Below are 17,556 nucleotides of genomic sequence, written 5' to 3'. Positions count from 1 at the left end.
TAGGAACGGTGACAAATCATGGAAACATATCTGGACCATACGCAGAGCATTGCTTATGCCTGCGGAACTCAAATTAACACGGTGTTAAGTACGGTGGCTAACCGGTATCTGGCGGAGAATCCCGCTCTGCCGTTCGTGTTCCGCCTGACTTCGGAACAGGCGTTTCAGCGGAATTCAGATTACCGCTATGTGTTCGACCTGAACCGGGTTTTTCCGAACGCGGAAAACGAGCAGTGCGTTTATGCCTGGGCAAAACGGTGGAGCGACCAGGACTGCGACGAAGCCCTGATGGCGGTTGCGCACAGCCCGATGGATGTTTACGTAAACGAAACGCTGGTTTACCATTCTAACTTTTATGAAGAGAAAACAAGGTCGGAGCACACCGTTTTTCACGTGCAGTTGAAACGCGGCTGGAACAGCTTTGTAATTCGTTTTGTAAAAACCTCGCTTGGTTTCGGCGGCGAATTTGGAAGCTCCTTCTTCAAATACACCGGCCGCCATTATTTGGTTCCCACACCGGAACGTGAAGGGCAGGAGGGCTTTCTTTATACTGCACCGATGGAAGAGATGGAGGCGCTGCCCGTCATCGGAGAAAGTGAGGAGGGCAGCCCCGTTACCTGGTATCCGCGCATCGCATGGACCAAGGAAGAAAAGCAGTGCGGCCAAATGATGCGCCTTTACGGAGCCAAAAAAGGCCGATTTGCATACGGCTGGTCAAAGCTTTTCCTGATGAGCGGCGCCGAATGTCAGCTCAACGTTGACACCAAAAGCCCGCTGACTCTGTATCTGGACGGAGATAAGGTTCTCGAAACCGATACGGTGGGATGCCAAAACATTCGATTCTCTTTGCACGGTGGGTTCCATGATCTGGTCGCGGAATCTGTACGCGGTCAGGACGACTGGGGCTTTTCGCTGTTCCTTGTTCAGCCGGAGCAAGGGGTTCGGTTTGTCAGTCCGTGCGACGTGAAGGGAACCAGCGACCCGTGGATTTACGTCGGCGCGTTTGAAGCGCGGCAGAATCCGGCGAAAATCACGGTGCTCGACCGGGTTTTCCAGACCGCACAGGGCAAGGATTATTGGCGTGTGGATCTGCCCCATATGGCGGTTCGGCCGTTCTTGGAAACACCGAATTTTGCGAACTGGAATTATCCGGTCGGTGTAACCCTATATGGCCTGCTGAAAACAGGGGAAGCCCTGCACCGCCCTGACCTTGCCGATTACGTGAAGGAGCACATCGAGCTTTGCACCCGGTTTTACGATTATTCCATATGGGACGGCAAAAAATTCGGCGCGCCGGGTATTAACGCGCAGATTGCTTCTGTGGAAAGCCTGGATGACTGCGGTTCGTTTGCCTCTACCATGCTGGAATGCGCCAAACAGCAGGAACCGAGCGGATACCGCAAAATCGCGGACAGCGTTGCAGACTATATTTCCAACCGTCAGGCCAGACTGCCGGATGGCTCCCTGTACCGCTATATTTCCTCTCTGCCTGAAATGAAAAATACGGTTTGGCTCGATGACCTTTATATGAGTGTGCCGTTTTTGTCCCGCTATTACACGCTGACTGGCGACAGCCGGTATGTGGACGACGCGGCGCGGCAGTTCCTGCTTTACCGGGAAAAAATGTTTCTTCCGCAGCTGAAGGTTCTTTCCCATGTGTATTACACGGATTTAAAACTGGCGACCGGTGTTCCGTGGGGAAGAGGAAACGGATGGGTCGTGTTCGCACTGACGGAGCTTCTGGCGGTGCTCCCGCAGGACCATCCGTTGCGGGAAGAGCTTTTGGACTTTTACCGGGAAATTTGCGAGGGCTACCTTGCCCTGCAGGATGAGCATGGCCTGTGGCATCAGGTGCTGAACGACCCCGAATCGTATCCGGAGGCTTCCTGTACTTCCATGTTCATTTGCGCGTTTGCGCGCGGCGTGCGCAACGGCTGGCTGAAGGATACCGCCATGTATGCCGAGGCGGCGCTTCGCGGCTGGGACGGGTTAGTGCGCTACACGGTGGACCGCGACGGCAACCTGTACGGAATCTGCAAGGGCTCCGGGCACTCGTTCAGCCCGCGTTACTATAAATACGATTTAAATTGGATTTTGAATGATACGCACGGAATCGGCATCTTCCTGATGGCCGGCGCCGAAACGCAGAACATGCTTACCGCTCTGACGGAAAAATAAATTCCTGCCGGTGGGCTTACTCTGCGGCTGCTTAGTGGAAACCATCGGCCTAGGCCGATGGTTTCCTTTTCACAAGAACGTGAGGAAAGGGACTGATGAAATGGAACAAAGATTGAAACGCGGCGATTTTACGCTGCCGGGCGAAGCAGGATACGAAGACCTGACCCTGCGGCTGGCGGAAAAATGGGGGGCCGACGTCATTCGTGACAGCGACGGCACTGCGCTTTCTGACCAGATTCTGTCATCCGGTTACGGAATTTATTCCACCGTCTGCATGGTTCGGGAGGTCAACGAATGGGCAAAACAAAACCCGGATAAATTGCAGCAGAATTTTCTGATGAGCTTTCCCGTGACCGCGCAAGGCGAAACGTTGGTTATCCATCCGCTGGATGGGTATTATACAGAGCAGTTCCGCCTGAACCTGCATGATTCCCCCAAAAAGTACTGGCAGGTTTTTGACCGCACCACGGGCAAGGAGCATCCGGCGGAACAGTGGGAAGTTGACCAAAAAACCGGCGATGTAACGGTGCTGCAGTGCAAGCCGTTCCACCGCTATACCGTCAACTTTCTGGTTTACCGCATCTGGGAAGAAATCTCCATGTATAACGCTATTACGAACCACCTGGACAAAGAGCATGTGATGGCGGTAGAACCTCGTTACCCGGAAACACAGAGGGAGCTTCTCCGCTGGCTGGAGGATTGGTGCAAAAAGCACCCGGCCACCACCGTGGTTCGGTTCACTTCGATGTTCTACAATTTTGCATGGTTCTGGGGCAGCAGTGAGAAAAACCGCAACCTGCTGACCGACTGGGGTTCCTATGATTTTACAGTGAACCCTGTTGCACTGGAACGTTTTGAGCAAGAGTACGGCTACCGCATGACCTCCGAAGATTTTGTCAACCAGGGAAAATACAATATTACACACGCGAACCCTACTTGCAAATACCGGGACTGGATGGATTTTACCAACCGCTTTGTCACCGAATTCGGTGCAAAATGCGTAGATCTAGTGCACCGTTACGGGAAAAAAGCCTACGTGTTTTACGACGACAGTTGGATTGGTGTAGAGCCGTATTCCGAACGCTTTGCTCAGTTCGGATTTGACGGCATTATTAAATGCGTGTTCAACGCGTTTGAAGTGCGCCTCTGCGCGGGGGTGCAGGGAGCGAAAGTGAAGGAAATCCGGCTGCATCCCTATCTGTTCCCAACCGGACTCAAAGGGGAACCCACCTTTTCCGAAGGTGGAGACCCCAAAACCGATGCAGCACGGTACTGGAAGAACGTCCGCCGCGGGTTACTGCGCACGCCGGTGGACCGCATCGGCCTGGGCGGCTACCTGCACCTGACCGAACCATTCCCGGATTTCTGCGATTATATCGAAAGTCTTTCCAATGAATTCCGCCTTTTGAAAAGCCTGCACGAAAAGGGCCAGCCTTATACACTGAAGCCGACCGTGGCAGTGCTGACTTCGTGGGGAAAATTAAGAAGCTGGATTTGCTCCGGTCACTTGCATGAACATCCGGATTTGGACCTGACCAACCTATTGGAATCGCTCGCAGGACTTCCGTTCCACGTAAAATTCCTCAGTTTTGACGATATTCGGGAACACGGAATCGATTCCGAAATTTCCGTTTTAATCAACGCCGGCACGGTTGACAGCGCGTGGAGCGGCGGGGAAAACTGGAACGACCCAGCTATTGTGGAAGCTGTCTCCCGTTTTGTCGCGGAAGGCGGCGGCCTGATCGCCGTCAACGAAGCGACCGCACGGCACAACGGGGATACTTACCTGACGCTCAGCAATATTTTGGGTGTGGATTTGGACAAAGGCGACCGGATGTGCTCTGGAAAATATCAGTTTACCGTCGAAAAGGAGCACTTTATTACGGAGTGCGCGGCGCAGCTGCCGCCGAAAGAAGGGGTATTTGTATCGGATGCGGCTACCAAGGTGCTTATGGCAAACGGCAGTACCCCGGTTTTGACCGCCTCTTCCTTTGGAAAGGGACGAAGCGTTTACTTTTCTTCCTACCGCTTTTCGGCGGAAAATACGCGGACTTTGCTTAACGCGATTCTGTGGGTTTCCGGCATGGAGCAGGAAAAGCAGTACTGCATTACCGACAATGCCCAGACCGAATGTGCGTACTTTTCACAGAGCGGACGTCTGGTGGTCGTCAATAACAGCGAACAGCCGCAGACTGCGTCGATGCGCCTGCCGGGCGGCAAAGTGGAAACTGTCGCTCTTAAGCCCCTTGACATCCGTATTTTAGAGGTATAAATTGGTACTGTTCATGCCGGAGGGAAGTTTGAATTAGGATTTCCGGCAGGAAAGGATGATTCTATTTATGATAAAAATTGGCGCGCGCGGGCACGATTATGGGAAAAGCACTCCGCAGGAGCTGTTCCGGCGCATCCGCAAAGACGGCTTTGAGTCCCTGCAGCTCGCCTTTAAAAAGGCCATCCAGGGCGTTGACCAGTTCAGCGATATTACGCCCGATGTGGTGAAAACGGTGAAGGAATCGCTGAAACAGTATGGGCTGCACACAGCGGTGCTCGGCGTTTACATAGACCCCGCGCTGGTTCATAACAGTGCCAAGCGGGAAGCGGACGTTGCCGAGTTCATCGCCAGCATTCCGATTGCGAAAGAACTGGGCGTGGACTGCATCGGTACGGAAACCACCCACACCAGTGCACAACCGGATGTAACCCGAAAGGAAGCGCTGGACACACTGTACCGTTCCCTGTGGGAAATTATGCCCGAAGCGGAGCGGCAGGGCGTTACGGTGGCAATCGAGCCGGTGTACTACCACACGGTGAATACACCGGAACTTGCACGGGAAGTGCTGAAAACGGTGGCTTCCCCGAATCTGAAGATTATTTTCGATGCGGTGAACGTTCTGTCCCCGGAAGAAATACCGAACCAGGACCGGCTTTGGGCACGCTCGTTTGACTGCTTAGGGGAAAATATTGCCGCCGTACACATGAAAGGTGCGGTCTGCGGAGAAAACGGTTCCATCAGTGGGTGCGCATTTTCTGAGTCGCTGGTGCATTATGATGTGCTGTTCCACTATCTTCGCCAGCTTCCGCAGGATTTCAGTGTGCTGAGGGAAGAGGTTGACCCTGCGCACGGGGCGGAAGATTTCCGTTTTCTGAAATCTTTGACAGAGCAATAAAAAAGTTGCTGCAAAGGGGGATAACTTCCTTTTGCAGCACTTTTGTTATGCAAAAATGCCTGCGGGTCACGGTTGGACTCGCAGGCAAATTTATCGACTAATTATGAATCCTCTCCGCTTTGCGGCAGCGAAAACGGATTTTACCAGTTGAGGTATTTCTGGGTATTAGCTACCATGCTGTCGAAGAGCTTCCGAGCGTCGTTTACGCTGAGTGCAACCAGAGGATCGTTCATAAAGACGCGGAATGCGAAATCGCGGTCTTTGGTCAGGCCAGCCTGAACCGTACCCTCCTGATTGATGGCGTGGCGCATGACAAGGCCCTGTACGTCGTACGGAAGCGCTCCGGAGAAGACCGGCGCAATGCTGTCCCGGCTGAACAGTGCGTTGGTTTCTACCACGGTGCCCAGCGGCAGATTGGAAACTTGGCCGCGGTTCGGCACGTTTACATTGCTGACCTTATCCTTTAACCCGACCAAAGCCTTAATCAGCTGAATTCCTTCTTCTCCGGAGGGCTTCAGTTCAATCTGCTCTTCGCCGGAAACCAGTCGCTTGCTCCGTGCCAGGCGCTTGTGCAGGTCTTCAATCCGGTAATCCACCGTAGTCAGGCCAAACATCCACTTATGTACAGTATCGGGGTCTTTCAGGTAATACCATGGCGGGAAGAATTCCGCAAGATGGCGGTCGCCGGCGGCGGCAATCAGGCCGTGGCGCAGGAACAGGTCGAACTTTACGCGGTGCGCGCAGGCAAAGGAGTCGTTCATCCAGTTGTGGTCGGCTTTTTCACTGTATCCGGTTTCGTAGTACTTTTCCGCAAACTCTTTGTACAGCGGGAACAAATCCATTCCATGGTAGGAAGCCTTTGTAATCCAGGTGAAGTGGTTTTCGCCCATTACGCTGATGTCGATTTCTTCGCGGGGGACGTTTTCGATTCCCTTCAAATCCTTCAGCATGCAGGCCAGCAGCTTTTGGGTGCCGAACACCTCGTGGCAGCAGCCAAACGCTTTAATCTGCGGAAATACCTCATACAGAGTGCGTACGCAGACAGACATCGGGTTGGTGTAGTTAATGACCCATGCCTGCGGAGCATACGCCTTGATGGCCTGTGCAATTTCCACATACATGGGAATGGTGCGCATAGCGCGCATAAATCCGCCGGGGCCTACGCTGTCGCCCACCGACTGGTAGATGCCGTACTTTTCCGGCTCGTGTACGTCGGAGCGCATTTCCTCAAAGGTGCCGGGCAGAATCGAGATGATGACGAAGTCCGCGCCGGTCAACGCCTGCTGCAGGGTATCCATCACCTTGTAATCCCACTTGCCGACGGTGTCTTTTCTTGCTGTCAGGGCATTGCCGATGATTTCGTTGTGCTCTGCGGCCTCACGGTCAATATCGTACAGGCGAATGGTTCCGCCGAGCTGCTCATCCATGGAAAGGTCCGTCATGAAGGTCCAGGCCCAGCCTCTGGAGCCGCCGCCGATATATGCAATATTGACGTCTTTTACTTTGTTTTTTTCAAAACGCATGAAGTTCGCCCCCATAAAAATATTTGCTTTACTGTGTTTCAGTATAGTATAATATAAGTGTAATATCTAATGATATATTGCTAATTTAAAGAGAAACTTATACTATATTGCTCTGATGAGGGGAACATGGAAAAACTTCTGTTTCAGGGGAAAATACCGGACCTATCCGTGGAACAAATTCTGCGCGACGGCAGCTTTAATATGACCCGCCAGCACTTTCACAGCAGCTATGAAATTTACTATCTGCTGGAAGGGGAACGCAACTATTTCATCAAAAGCAAAGCGTACCGCGTGGGCAGGGGGAACCTTGTGTTCATTGGCTGCGGCCAGATTCATAAAACGACGGTGGCGCATTCCGACCGGCACGAGCGGATACTGCTGGAAGTATCAGAAAGCCTCATTCATAGGCTGGTTCAGGACCCCGAGGGGGAAACGCTGGGGCACGGCCCGTTTTCCTCCCGCAGCGGCGTGCTGGAACTGACCGGGACGGAACAGGAATGGGTGGAAGCGGCGCTGTTCCGAATGATTGAAGAAATCCGGGAAAAGCAGCCTGCTTATGTGCAGGCCGCCACAGCGGTTTTGCAGCAGCTGTTGATCTTTATTATGCGTAAGGACCGCTCTGCGGAAAGCAAGTCCCCGGCAATTCACAGCGCGAAACATCAGAAGGTGAACGAGGTTGCGAATTATATCGGTATGAATTACTCGGATATACCTTCCTTGGACGCGCTGAGCGAACGGTTCTACATTAGCAAGTACTATTTGTGCCGCATTTTCAAAGAAGTGACGGGCATGACCATCAGTCAGTACATTAACGCTAACCGTCTGAAAGCGGCGGAGAAAATGCTGCTGGAAAGCTCCGAAAGCATCATACGCATCGCCGCGCTTTCCGGCTTTGGAAACGTTACTTATTTTGACAAGGTCTTTCGGGAATCGCTTGGGCTTTCCCCTGCACAGTACCGCAAATTCAACCGGAATCTATCCGGGCAGCAGTTCTAATACGGAACCGCTGTTCAGGGTTCAACACACATAATCCTTCCTTAGATTATGCGAATTATAAATGGAGATGATCGTATGCCACACAACATTTATCGCTGTTTTCCAGGAGGAAAGCACAAAGCGCTCACCATGAGCTATGACGACGGAAGAACCTATGACCGGAAATTGGTTGAAATTTTCAACCAATATGGAATTAAGGGAACTTTTCATCTGAATTCCGGTTTTCTGGACGATGACGAGCACATTTCTCGTTCCGAGGTGAAAACGCTGTACAGCGGCCATGAGGTGGCCTGCCATACCGTAACGCACCCAACCATTGCCCGCAGCCCGCTGCCGCAGGTTGTGCAGCAGGTTTTGGACGACCGCAAGGAACTGGAAAGTCTGGTTGGTTACCCGGTGCGTGGCCTTTCGTACCCGAACGGTTCTTACAGCGAAGCCATCAAATCGGTTCTGCCCGCGCTTGGAATTGCGTATTCCCGTGTGGTAGGCGACACACACGGTTTTGGTCTGCCGAACGATTTGTATGAATGGAAATCCACCTGCCACCACACCCATTCCCTGATGGAGGACGGAAACGCGTTTTTGGCGCTGCATAAAACCCAGTACTTATATCTGATGTATGTGTGGGGGCACAGCTTCGAATTCAACAACGATGGAAACTGGAATCTGATTGAGGATTTCTGTAAATTGGTTGGCAACAAGGAAGATACCTGGTACGCCACCAACATCCAAATCGTCGATTATCTGCACCTTTGCGACGAGCTCCGTTTTTCTGCGGACGGAAGCTTTGTCTATAACCCCGGTGCGGATACGGCATATCTGTCGGTGGACGGCAAAATGGTAGAAGTTCCCGGTGGAAAAAGCGTCACCTTATATTAAACTTTAACCGTTCGCGCAATTCAGAAGAGGGGCGCCGCAAAATGAGTAAACTTCATTTTGCGGCGCCCCTTTTTTACTTTTTTCAAATTTACAAAATTTCGGCGGCGTCTTTCGGCAGGCGGTGAACCGTGTTTAAGAAAAAAAGGCTGCCGCGTGCTTCCTCTTCGTTGTAATGCAGCCCGCACTGCGCCGCAACTTTGCGGGCAGCTTCGTCAAACAGATTGCACATGCAAAATACCGCATCCCAAATGGCAGGAATTTGTCCAGCAGGATAGGTGTTTCGATATTGCTCCCAAATATTTTGGGACAGGTAACGGGGCAGATATTTTCCAGATTTCCCAACGCTGCAGGAAAATCCCGTCTGTACCCCAACTTGCCACGAAAGCATTTTGGTCAGCTGCGGTCGAATCCAGAAATTCAGCATATCCATTGCATAGGGAATTTCTTCCCGCCAAAGCCCTTTAGCAACGTTATTTTGCAGCCACCAAAATTCGTTGCAGCAGCACGTGAAAAGTTCCTGCGTGGGCCGCTGTACCCAATAGTCTTCATCGGTGGAGGCAGGCACCGGGGGAAGCACGCCGTCCTTGTCCAACAGAACCCGGCAGAGCTTGTCGCGCAGGATTGCCTTTTGGGCATAGGGAACGGTTTGCAGGTGCAGATCGATACGGTTTCCGTCGGCAAACAGCATCAGGTAGCCGTAGCAGTTGTCGCAGTCCTCCTCGTGCCCAAGCATCCGGTTCATTTCTTCGGGTAGCTGCAAGCAGAGCCGTTTGCCGAATATGTCAATCCAGTCCGGCTTTTGACGAAACGACCCAGTTTCCGTTACTACATAAACGATATCATAATCCTGAAAAATGTCTTTTGGAACATTCGGATTTGTGCGTGAACCATTCATATAAACCGCACGGATGCGTGGGTCATCCTGTGCGACCCGTAGAATCAAGTCCATCATTTCCCGTTCCGTTCGCATAATATCCTCCTGGTTACCTGCTTTTTAATTTGATTATAGCATAAATTATGAAGAAGAAAAAAGTCTGCTGTAACAAAAATGCCATTTTGGAATAATCTGTATTATTATAAGGAAGGGATGATTCCATGGGGATTTATGTGACGGTGGAGCCGAATGTGAAAATCTACGTCGAAGACTTAAACCCGCTTGGGGATAAAACAATTTTATTCGTACACGGTTGGCCCGGCAATCATAATTTGTTCGAGTATCAGCTGAATCAACTCCCGAAACTGGGCTACCGCTGTGTGGCTATTGACTGCCGCGGATTCGGTCTTTCCGATAAACCATGGAGCGGCTACGATTATGACCGCCTGGCCGACGATCTGCGCGCCGTTGTGGATGCATTGCAGCTGAAAAACTTTACTCTGGCCGGGCATTCTACAGGCGGTGCTATCTGCATCCGTTACATGGCGCGGCACAACGGGTACGGCGTTTCCAAGCTGGCTCTGCTTGCTGCGGCGGCGCCCAGCCTGATTCAGCGGCCCTATTTCCCATATGGGCTGTAGCGGCAGGTTGTCTTGGATATCATACAAAATACGTATAAGGATCGGCCAAAAATGCTGAGGAACTTCGGCAGTATGCTTTTTTACCACCGGGTAAGCGCCTCGTTTTCCGATTGGATTTTCCAGTTGGGGCTGCAGGCGGCAAGCTGGTCCACGGCATCCATTGCCAATGCTTGGCTGAACGAAGAGGGATTGTTTGATGATTTGGGGAAAATTCGTGTCCCCACGTTGATTTTGCACGGATATAACGATCAGGTGTGCCTGTTCCCGCTTGCCATTGCACAAAACAGGGGCATTGCAAATTCCAAGCTGGTTCCCCTTCAGCAGTGCGGCCATTTCCTTTTTTACGATCAGTTGGAGCGGTTCAACAAGGAATTGGTTGCGTTTACGCAGGATCCCTAAATTCCATAGTGTGATTCTTTTACGGCGGCGGGCGGAAATGGTTCCGCCCGCCGCGCTGCTGCTTGATGGCAGCTTTTCCCTGAAAATTACCCGTGCAGATTGCCTTTCCCCGGGAACCGGAGTATGATAAAATTCAGCTTCCCCATAAGGGGGCAAATCGGACTTCGATGGATAAAATGGAAGGAGAATGAAAATGAAGATTGTTGCCATAGAGCCTTTAGGCGTAGAAAAATCAAAGCTGATGGAACTTTCCGCAGAAAAGCTTCCCGAATCGACCAAAATGGTGTTTTACGATACGCGCGTTACCGATACCGCTTCCCTGATTGAGCGTGGAAAAGATGCCGACGTGATTCTGGTCGCCAATCTTCCCCTCAATGCAGATGTAATCAACGGCTGCAAAAACCTGAAACTGCTGGATGTGGCATTTACCGGAACGGACCACATTGACTTGGCGGCGTGCCGGGCAAGGGGAATTACGGTTTGCAACTGCTCCGGTTATTCTGACGCGGCGGTGTCCGACCTTGTTTTCGGGATGATTCTCAGTTTGTACCGAAACATTGGCCGGTGCAACGAGGCGGTGAGAAAGGGAAAAACAAGGGACGGACTGATTGGATTTGAACTGGAGGGCAAAAAGTTTGGCGTTGTGGGCACCGGAGCCATCGGCCTTCGGACTGCTGCCATCGCAAAAGTGTTTGGGTGCGAGGTTTACGCATATTCCCGCACGGTGAAACAGGTGGAAGGCATTGCATATACGGATCTGGAAACCTTAATGTCCGCCTGTGATATTATTTCGCTTCATGTTCCTTATAACGAGTCTACCAGAGGTATGATCAGCAAAGAATTGATTGCGCGGATGAAGCCAAACGCCTTACTGATTAACACGGCGAGGGGGCCGGTTCTGGACAGTCAGGCTCTGGCCGATGCGCTGAACGAAGGCAGAATAGCCGGAGCGGGAATCGACGTTTTTGAATCAGAACCTCCAATTTCGCCGGAGCATCCCCTTTTAACGGCCAAAAACGTAATTGCCACACCCCACGTTGCATTTGCCACAAAAGAAGCACTGGTGAAACGTGCGGCCATCGCTTTTGACAACATACAGGCGTACTTGAACCGGAAGCCCATTCATGTCGTTTGCTGAAAAAATTGGACTTTCCATTGAAGAAAACACCGCTGCCGAAAAATGACAGCGGTGTTTTCTATAAAATGATGTATGGAAAGGAATAAATGGTTAAGTTCCTAAAGTTAGTAGTCACATAACTTTAGGGTCTAGTAAACTGATTTCCGTTATTTAAAATCAGTTTTCAGTTAGCTTTTGCTAACTGAATAAACTATATCATTTTTGGGCTGGCTTGTCAAGCTTTTTCGAAATGGGTTCATTTCCTTTTTCTTCAGGAATCTGACGCAGGATTTGGCACAACTGCTGAAACTGGCCCGCGTGCTGCCTGATTTGCGCCCTGGCCAGCGACTGCAGATGCCGAATGTTTTCCGGGCTGGAATCGTCCATATTGCTTGAAGCTTCATCCAACGGAACCTGAATCCGGTAGTAATTGTCTTTTCGAATCAGTGCTTTCATTTGGTAATTGACGGTCGCGCTGGAAGAATTCATCAGTACGCCCCAAAGAGGAATCAGCCAGTTCACCACGCCCCAGTGATGTATTTCATGGAAAGAGTGACTTTTTTGGTGCTCCCCGGTTCCAAGGGATACCACCAAAAAATCTTTTTCATTTGGGTATGCATTGCACGCTTCCGCGTAAGCGCAGAGCGCGGGGTTGCTGGCGAACACGCCGCCGTCAATAAAACAGTGGCTGCCGATTTCAAACGGGCGGAAGTAAGCCGGAGCGGCAGCGGTTGCACGTGCTACCTGCCAAAGCGGTGGATCATCCAGGTTCGAGCGATGCAGGGAAGCATAGGTTGTTTTAAAAAACCACGGGGTGCAGGTAACCATGTCGTAAGCCGGTATCAGAAGTTTTGTCACGGAGGAGTGCAGGTGCACGTTTCCCAGGTACTGCTTCAAAAAGTGCTCAAGTGGTCCGTCCGGGTAACGTGGGCCGGTCAGACCGCCGAGCGTCCGTAGGGTATGCAGTTGCTTCCGCTTCAACACGTTGCCGCCAAACTGCTCGTAGGCAAGCCGGACGTCTTCTGCCGTAAACTTCGGATTTCCGTTCTGGTTTGGTACGGACAGAACCGACGCAATGATTCCGCCGGTAGATGTGCCGGCGATGATGGAAAAGATTTTACTGATTGGTTTTCCAACCTGCTGTTCCAGTTCCGACAAAATCGCTGCCGGGACCACTCCGCGGATACCGCCGCCGTCAATGGATAAAACTGCAATCATGAGTCGCCGATCTCCCTATTCTTTAAAGTTACGGATGTTTGCCGAAAGCCAAAGGCTCCAGAACATTTCACTTTTGTGATCGGTAAAATATATGGAAAAAATCGGAGTATATGAATCCCAAAGACCGCTCCTCGGCCAGCCTCCCGCGTTCCATTCGGGCGCAGCCTCTTTACGATATAGGTATAACTAATAAGAAAACCGTGTTCAGGTGCGGCAGCTTTTCCGGAAGAAGCAGAAGCTTTTTCCGGAAAAATTTTTTTAATGAGCGGCAGATTTTGTAATACGATTCTTTTTTCCGGCATATGTTTTAATGGCAAATCGCTCGTTAAAAAAGTTCAGAACAAAGAGTCTTCGTACGGATATTCAGACGGTAAAGGATGGCTGTAAAATGAATGATATTCAGTCGTTTGTCAGGGACCTAAAGTTAAAAGATGCTTTGCTCGGCGGTTTCGAGAAAGAATCGGTTTATTCCGTCATGAAGGAACTCACCGAAATGTATCAGAAAGAAATAGAACGGCTTCAAGCGGAGAAGGAAGAACTTCGAGCGGAGCAAGAAGCGGCTGTCAGCAAGCTGAATCAGGCGAATCAGGAGATACAGCTTCTGGAATTTCAGCTTAGTGAAGAGAAGAAAAACCAAAACAAATATGAGTTGAAATTCAATGCGCTTACGCAGGCGATTGAAGCGGTCAATGAGAATAAAGAAAAGGTTATTGGGGAAGCGGAAGAAACTGCGCAGAAAATGATCGAAAAGGCCGAAAAGCAACGTCAGAAAATCAACCAGGAATGTCTGCTTCAGAAACAGCAGATGGAATCCTTTTTATCGAAAATGACCGATGCCAAGCAGCGGTTCAGCGTTTCCATGGATGGAATATATTCTGATTTAGAAAAAATACTTCTGGAAGTGGATGGGCTGCGGAAAGACAGTCTGGAACAGGCGTTCAATGAAAATGAAACGTTCCATTTAACGGAAGTGATGGCAGGAAGTGTCCCAGAAAATGAGATTCCATCATCAGAATGAAATACCAGAGGAAAACGATCCCCGGAATCTGTTTGAACAGCGAATTCTAAGGGAACAGCGAAAAAAAAGCAGACGGCGCCTGTTTACAGAGCTGGTTATAACGGCGGTGACTGTTTTTGTTGTTTTTCGTGTTATAGCTGGGGTTGCTGTAGTGCGGGGCGATTCGATGAAGCCCAATCTCACGAACGGCAGCCTCGCTTTGTTTTATCGGCTGAACGGAACCTATCGGAAAAATGATATCGTAATTTTTCGGTCACCCGGCAGGGGCGAGGTTTTAATTAAGCGTGTGGTGGCCGTGGCGGGTGACCAGGTGGACATTGACGATAAAACAGGCGAACTGCTGGTTAACGGCACTGTTCAGCAGGAGGACTCAATAAAAGGAAGAACATATACGCGAGAGGGCGGGGTGCAATTTCCGCTTACGGTTCCAGACGGATATGTTTTTGTTCTGGGTGACAACCGCGAGGCTGCGCTTGATTCACGTAATTTCGATGCGGTCAGCGTGAAGAACCTGATTGGAAAAGTGTTTTTTGAGGTAAAAAGGCTGGCAAACTGAGTTCCCTTGAAATTACGGAGAAAGGGGCGACAGCAGAATGAAAACACGAAAAAGGAAACTCGGGCACAAATTGCTCTGCGCGCTACTCGCGGGATTTGTGTCAATGCTGCTGATTGTGCTGCCGTTTGCGGAGACGACAGGCTCGAACCCTTCCGACAGCGAGCCCCCTTATTCGGAACAGGAAAGCAGTGCGGGTTCGCCCACCAGTTCCAGTCCTGACTCCAGCAAACCGTCGGTTTCCAGTGAACCACCGGTTTCCAGTGAGCCGCCGGCTTCCAGCGAACCGCCGGTTTCCAGCGAACTGCCGGTTTCCAGCGGGCCGCCGGCTTCCAGCGAGCCGCCGGTTTCCAGCGAGCCGCCAGTTTCCAGCGAGCCGCCAGTTTCTAGCGAACGGCCAACTTCTAGTGAATGGCCAACTTCCAGTGAACGGCCAACTTCCAGCGAAAGGCCGACTTCCAGTGAGCAGCCCGCTTCCAGTGTACCGCCATCGTCCAGCGTACCATCGGACTTCAGTTCCGTTGGGTCGAATAAATCCGGTTCAACCGAAATGCTCCCGCAGAATACGGAGTATACCTTTCAAAACGATGAAATTACGGTAACGGCGGTGCTCTCGGGTACTGAGGAGATTCCCGACTATGTGAAGCTTTGTGTAATTTCTGTTACAAAAGAGAAGGACAGCGAAAAGTTTAATAGAATTAGAACTCTGATCTGCGGCAATGCGGAACAGAAACATCAAACGGTAACCGGATTTTTGGCATACGATATTTACCTGGCGTGGAACGGAATAAGATTCGAGCCAAAAATGGGAACGGTTTCAGTCAGCATTCGTTATAAAAACAAACTATTTAACAGCCAGACCAAACAGGCCACAGATTCGGTAAAAGTGCTGCTTCTTCCGGAGACCGGAACCGCAGTGGAAGATGTGACCGATGCGGTTCACGTGGCGGATATTGGAAGCGGCACCAAACAGAAGCTAAAAACGCAGTCCCTGTCGGGAAGTTCTGCCGGAGATGCGGTGGAATTTTCGACTGACCGGTTTGCTACCTTTGCAGTGACCGGCACGGCGGCGGCCGGCTCTGGAATCAGTGCAACGCTGAATTTTGTTGGTACCGACGGAAACGTAGATCCCTCTGTGAACGGAACCTATTACCTTTATTTGAAGTGCAGCGGCTACAACAGCAATGAATACCGGAACACGGTGGCCCTCCAGGTGTCATCCGGGTCGGCCAGCGTGTTGATTCCCGGCCTGTACGATCAAAACGGTAAGACGAACCAGGGTTCGCTGTATCCGCTGATTGACAGCTCCGGCCAAACGGTCTATACAGCGGTACTTTTTCAATACACTGGGACCGGCAGTAATCCGGTCAGCATCGGTGGCGATTTTCGCTGGGATGAAAACAACTATAAAGCGAAGGGGTTTGTAAAATATCAATTAAATTCCCAAATTGAGGAACTGTTTACGATTACTGAGTTCCCGAATACGATTACGGTAAAAAACGGTTCCGGTAAACTGCCGATTACCGCAACCGCCAAAACCGGGACGAAATTTTCCTGCGACGATTTATGGAGCAGGCTTTCCCCGGTACTGCCGTATGCGGTGTTTGCCGACTATTTTAATCTTGAGACCCACATGGAAGGCTGCATTGCGGTGAACCGAGCCAGAATCGCGGCGGATTTCGGCAACAGCAACGACAATTACCGATATTACTGCAGCAACAAAAATGTTATTCTTGTGGAAAAAACATACCAGGGCTCTGAAATCAAAACCTTCCGATTCGGGTTGTACGACCGAAGCGGCTCGCTGGTAACGGTAAAGACCCTAACGCTGCCTGTGAACGGGAAAAACAACGGAACGGTTTCCTTTGATGTCGGGGCAGAAAATGTGAACGATTACGCCGTGTATGAACTGGACGGCAGCAATAATGTCATCCGTTCGGGCGAGGAGCACGATGGATTCAAATTGACCAAATGGGAAAAAGGTGCGAGTCAGACAAATGTCCTTACCATGAACAGCACCTCGTATATCAAGGACTTTGAGGCAATCGTTGGCAGCCACCAGTTGAACACCAACAGTTATGCCCCCAATAAGCTGGTAATCGGCAGTAAATATAAGATTGTCAATGAAAATCAGGGAAAATGCGTGAACTATAACGGCGGTAAATTGAGCTGCTCCAGCGCTCAAACAATCGTAAACGCGCCGCCCGATTTCCCGATTGATATTGACGCGGGGCTGAATCAAATGGCAGAGCTGTCTGCGGCGCTTGCACAGGCGGTTTCATCGGATACGGTAAAGGTTCGAAATTTCACCGTTTCCCAGCTTGACGGCGCCGTGTTTGACGTTCCCGCCAACGACGGCAAGATGCTTTTAATCAATATTGATGCAACGGACGCTCCGGTTGATGCTTCAGACCATACTCCAGTTTTTGCATTCCCGTCCAATCTTGTATGGAATACAGGTGGTGCAAACGTCAACTGGGTTCCTACGGCAGGCAATATCATCATCAATGTATACCAAAAACAAGGGGACAGCTATCAGGCTTATTCCGGCAAAATCAAATCTGCTGGCCGTATGATCGGAACTCTGCTCGCTCCGCGTGCGGATGTTCTGGAAACCCAGGCGGTTTACAACGGAAGAATTATCGCCAAAAACGCAACCAACGACGGTGGCGAAATTCACAGCACTGCCGGAGGATTTATTGGGGAAAGTGTCGTCTGGACGCTGGAAAACACAGAATCTGCTTCCGTTGTCGTCCTGCCGAATACGGGTGGGATTGGAATCAATATCTTCTATCGTGTGGGGGGAGGAATGATTCTTTTAGCAGCCGTATGGATGGCGGTTGCTCTGGCGTGTGAAAAACAAAGGAAAAAGCGAAAACGCGGGGTCTAAAACGGTCCGCGAAATCCCGGTGTGCATGGTGCACGGTTATGATTACTGAAAGATAGAGGAGTGAAGGTTATGAAATTAGTAAAAAAGTTGCTGCAGCGCTGAT

12 protein-coding genes and 1 pseudogene are annotated in these 17,556 nt (G+C 50.8%); 10 read left to right on the top strand and 3 right to left on the bottom strand.

The genetic code is table 11. From position 1 onward, the window contains the following. Positions 1-18 precede the first annotated feature (18 nt). The 3 genes from ACSVDI_RS11095 (at position 19) to ACSVDI_RS11085 (ending at position 5,345) form a co-directional block, all read left to right on the top strand. Entirely contained in the window at positions 19-2,178 is a 2,160-nt protein-coding gene (locus ACSVDI_RS11095; RefSeq protein ID WP_457942951.1) for a glycoside hydrolase family 88/105 protein, read from the top strand. Between the two features lie 100 nt (positions 2,179-2,278). Further along, the gene (gene gnpA / locus ACSVDI_RS11090; RefSeq protein WP_457942950.1) at positions 2,279-4,450 is read left to right on the top strand and encodes a 1,3-beta-galactosyl-N-acetylhexosamine phosphorylase; all 2,172 of its coding nucleotides are present in this window, start codon (positions 2,279-2,281) and stop codon (positions 4,448-4,450) included. A 67-nt stretch (positions 4,451-4,517) separates the two neighbouring features. Then, positions 4,518-5,345, top strand: a complete 828-nt coding sequence (locus ACSVDI_RS11085; protein ID WP_457942948.1) for a sugar phosphate isomerase/epimerase family protein — start codon at positions 4,518-4,520, stop codon at positions 5,343-5,345. 140 nt (positions 5,346-5,485) lie between these two features. Here the strand turns inward: ACSVDI_RS11085 and ACSVDI_RS11080 are convergent, their stop codons facing one another. Beyond that, positions 5,486-6,868, bottom strand: coding sequence for a family 4 glycosyl hydrolase (locus ACSVDI_RS11080; RefSeq protein WP_457942947.1), 1,383 nt, complete (start codon positions 6,866-6,868; stop codon positions 5,486-5,488). A gap of 126 nt (positions 6,869-6,994) precedes the next feature. On the opposite strand from ACSVDI_RS11080, the gene ACSVDI_RS11075 reads away from it, so the two are divergent. Then, complete coding sequence (locus ACSVDI_RS11075; protein ID WP_457942945.1) at positions 6,995-7,864, top strand: helix-turn-helix domain-containing protein; 870 nt, start codon at positions 6,995-6,997, stop codon at positions 7,862-7,864. A 75-nt stretch (positions 7,865-7,939) separates the two neighbouring features. Then, positions 7,940-8,743 carry a polysaccharide deacetylase family protein gene (locus tag ACSVDI_RS11070; RefSeq protein ID WP_457942943.1) on the top strand — a complete coding sequence of 268 codons (804 nt, stop codon included), beginning with the start codon at positions 7,940-7,942 and terminating at the stop codon, positions 8,741-8,743. 88 nt (positions 8,744-8,831) lie between these two features. On the opposite strand, the gene ACSVDI_RS11065 is transcribed toward ACSVDI_RS11070, so the two are convergent. Next, positions 8,832-9,713 carry an aminoglycoside 6-adenylyltransferase gene (locus ACSVDI_RS11065; RefSeq protein ID WP_457942941.1) on the bottom strand — a complete coding sequence of 294 codons (882 nt, stop codon included), beginning with the start codon at positions 9,711-9,713 and terminating at the stop codon, positions 8,832-8,834. A gap of 125 nt (positions 9,714-9,838) precedes the next feature. On the opposite strand from ACSVDI_RS11065, the pseudogene ACSVDI_RS11060 reads away from it, so the two are divergent. After that, a pseudogene (locus ACSVDI_RS11060) lies at positions 9,839-10,657 on the top strand (alpha/beta fold hydrolase). 193 nt (positions 10,658-10,850) lie between these two features. After that, positions 10,851-11,795, top strand: a complete 945-nt coding sequence (locus tag ACSVDI_RS11055; protein WP_457942939.1) for a 2-hydroxyacid dehydrogenase — start codon at positions 10,851-10,853, stop codon at positions 11,793-11,795. Positions 11,796-11,990: 195 nt separating this feature from the next. Here the strand turns inward: ACSVDI_RS11055 and ACSVDI_RS11050 are convergent, their stop codons facing one another. Beyond that, positions 11,991-12,992, bottom strand: coding sequence for a CBASS cGAMP-activated phospholipase (locus tag ACSVDI_RS11050; RefSeq protein ID WP_457942937.1), 1,002 nt, complete (start codon positions 12,990-12,992; stop codon positions 11,991-11,993). Between the two features lie 388 nt (positions 12,993-13,380). Between ACSVDI_RS11050 and ACSVDI_RS11045 the strand changes: the two genes are divergently transcribed. Genes ACSVDI_RS11045 through ACSVDI_RS11035 form a run of 3 tightly spaced genes read left to right on the top strand, consistent with a single transcriptional unit; the run spans position 13,381 to position 17,453 of the window. Continuing rightward, entirely contained in the window at positions 13,381-14,010 is a 630-nt protein-coding gene (locus ACSVDI_RS11045; RefSeq protein WP_457942935.1) for a hypothetical protein, read from the top strand. Continuing rightward, the gene (gene lepB, locus ACSVDI_RS11040) at positions 13,988-14,566 is read left to right on the top strand and encodes a signal peptidase I (RefSeq protein ID WP_457942934.1); all 579 of its coding nucleotides are present in this window, start codon (positions 13,988-13,990) and stop codon (positions 14,564-14,566) included. The genes ACSVDI_RS11045 and lepB overlap by 23 nt, the downstream gene beginning before the upstream one ends. Positions 14,567-14,603: 37 nt before the next feature. Further along, positions 14,604-17,453: a choice-of-anchor A family protein gene (locus ACSVDI_RS11035; RefSeq protein WP_457942933.1), complete on the top strand. Its 2,850-nt coding sequence runs from the start codon at positions 14,604-14,606 to the stop codon at positions 17,451-17,453. Positions 17,454-17,556: the final 103 nt, after the last annotated feature.

The sequence above is a fragment of the Caproiciproducens sp. LBM24188 genome (assembly GCF_054130445.1).
The sequence above is the reverse complement of the archived record's forward strand: the minus strand, read 5'-3'. Positions and strand labels throughout refer to the sequence as shown.

Bases quoted from the DNA above. Each gene is read 5' to 3' on its own strand.
- ACSVDI_RS11085 (WP_457942948.1), top strand. From the start codon at position 4,518: ATGATAAAAATTGGCGCGCGCGGGCACGATTATGGGAAAAGCACTCCG.
- ACSVDI_RS11065 (WP_457942941.1), bottom strand. From the start codon at position 9,713: ATGCGAACGGAACGGGAAATGATGGACTTGATTCTACGGGTCGCACAG.
- lepB (WP_457942934.1), top strand. From the start codon at position 13,988: ATGAGATTCCATCATCAGAATGAAATACCAGAGGAAAACGATCCCCGG.
- ACSVDI_RS11080 (WP_457942947.1), bottom strand. From the start codon at position 6,868: ATGCGTTTTGAAAAAAACAAAGTAAAAGACGTCAATATTGCATATATC.
- ACSVDI_RS11055 (WP_457942939.1), top strand. From the start codon at position 10,851: ATGAAGATTGTTGCCATAGAGCCTTTAGGCGTAGAAAAATCAAAGCTG.
- ACSVDI_RS11045 (WP_457942935.1), top strand. From the start codon at position 13,381: ATGAATGATATTCAGTCGTTTGTCAGGGACCTAAAGTTAAAAGATGCT.
- ACSVDI_RS11075 (WP_457942945.1), top strand. From the start codon at position 6,995: ATGGAAAAACTTCTGTTTCAGGGGAAAATACCGGACCTATCCGTGGAA.
- ACSVDI_RS11070 (WP_457942943.1), top strand. From the start codon at position 7,940: ATGCCACACAACATTTATCGCTGTTTTCCAGGAGGAAAGCACAAAGCG.
- gnpA (WP_457942950.1), top strand. From the start codon at position 2,279: ATGGAACAAAGATTGAAACGCGGCGATTTTACGCTGCCGGGCGAAGCA.
- ACSVDI_RS11050 (WP_457942937.1), bottom strand. From the start codon at position 12,992: ATGATTGCAGTTTTATCCATTGACGGCGGCGGTATCCGCGGAGTGGTC.
- ACSVDI_RS11095 (WP_457942951.1), top strand. From the start codon at position 19: ATGGAAACATATCTGGACCATACGCAGAGCATTGCTTATGCCTGCGGA.
- ACSVDI_RS11035 (WP_457942933.1), top strand. From the start codon at position 14,604: ATGAAAACACGAAAAAGGAAACTCGGGCACAAATTGCTCTGCGCGCTA.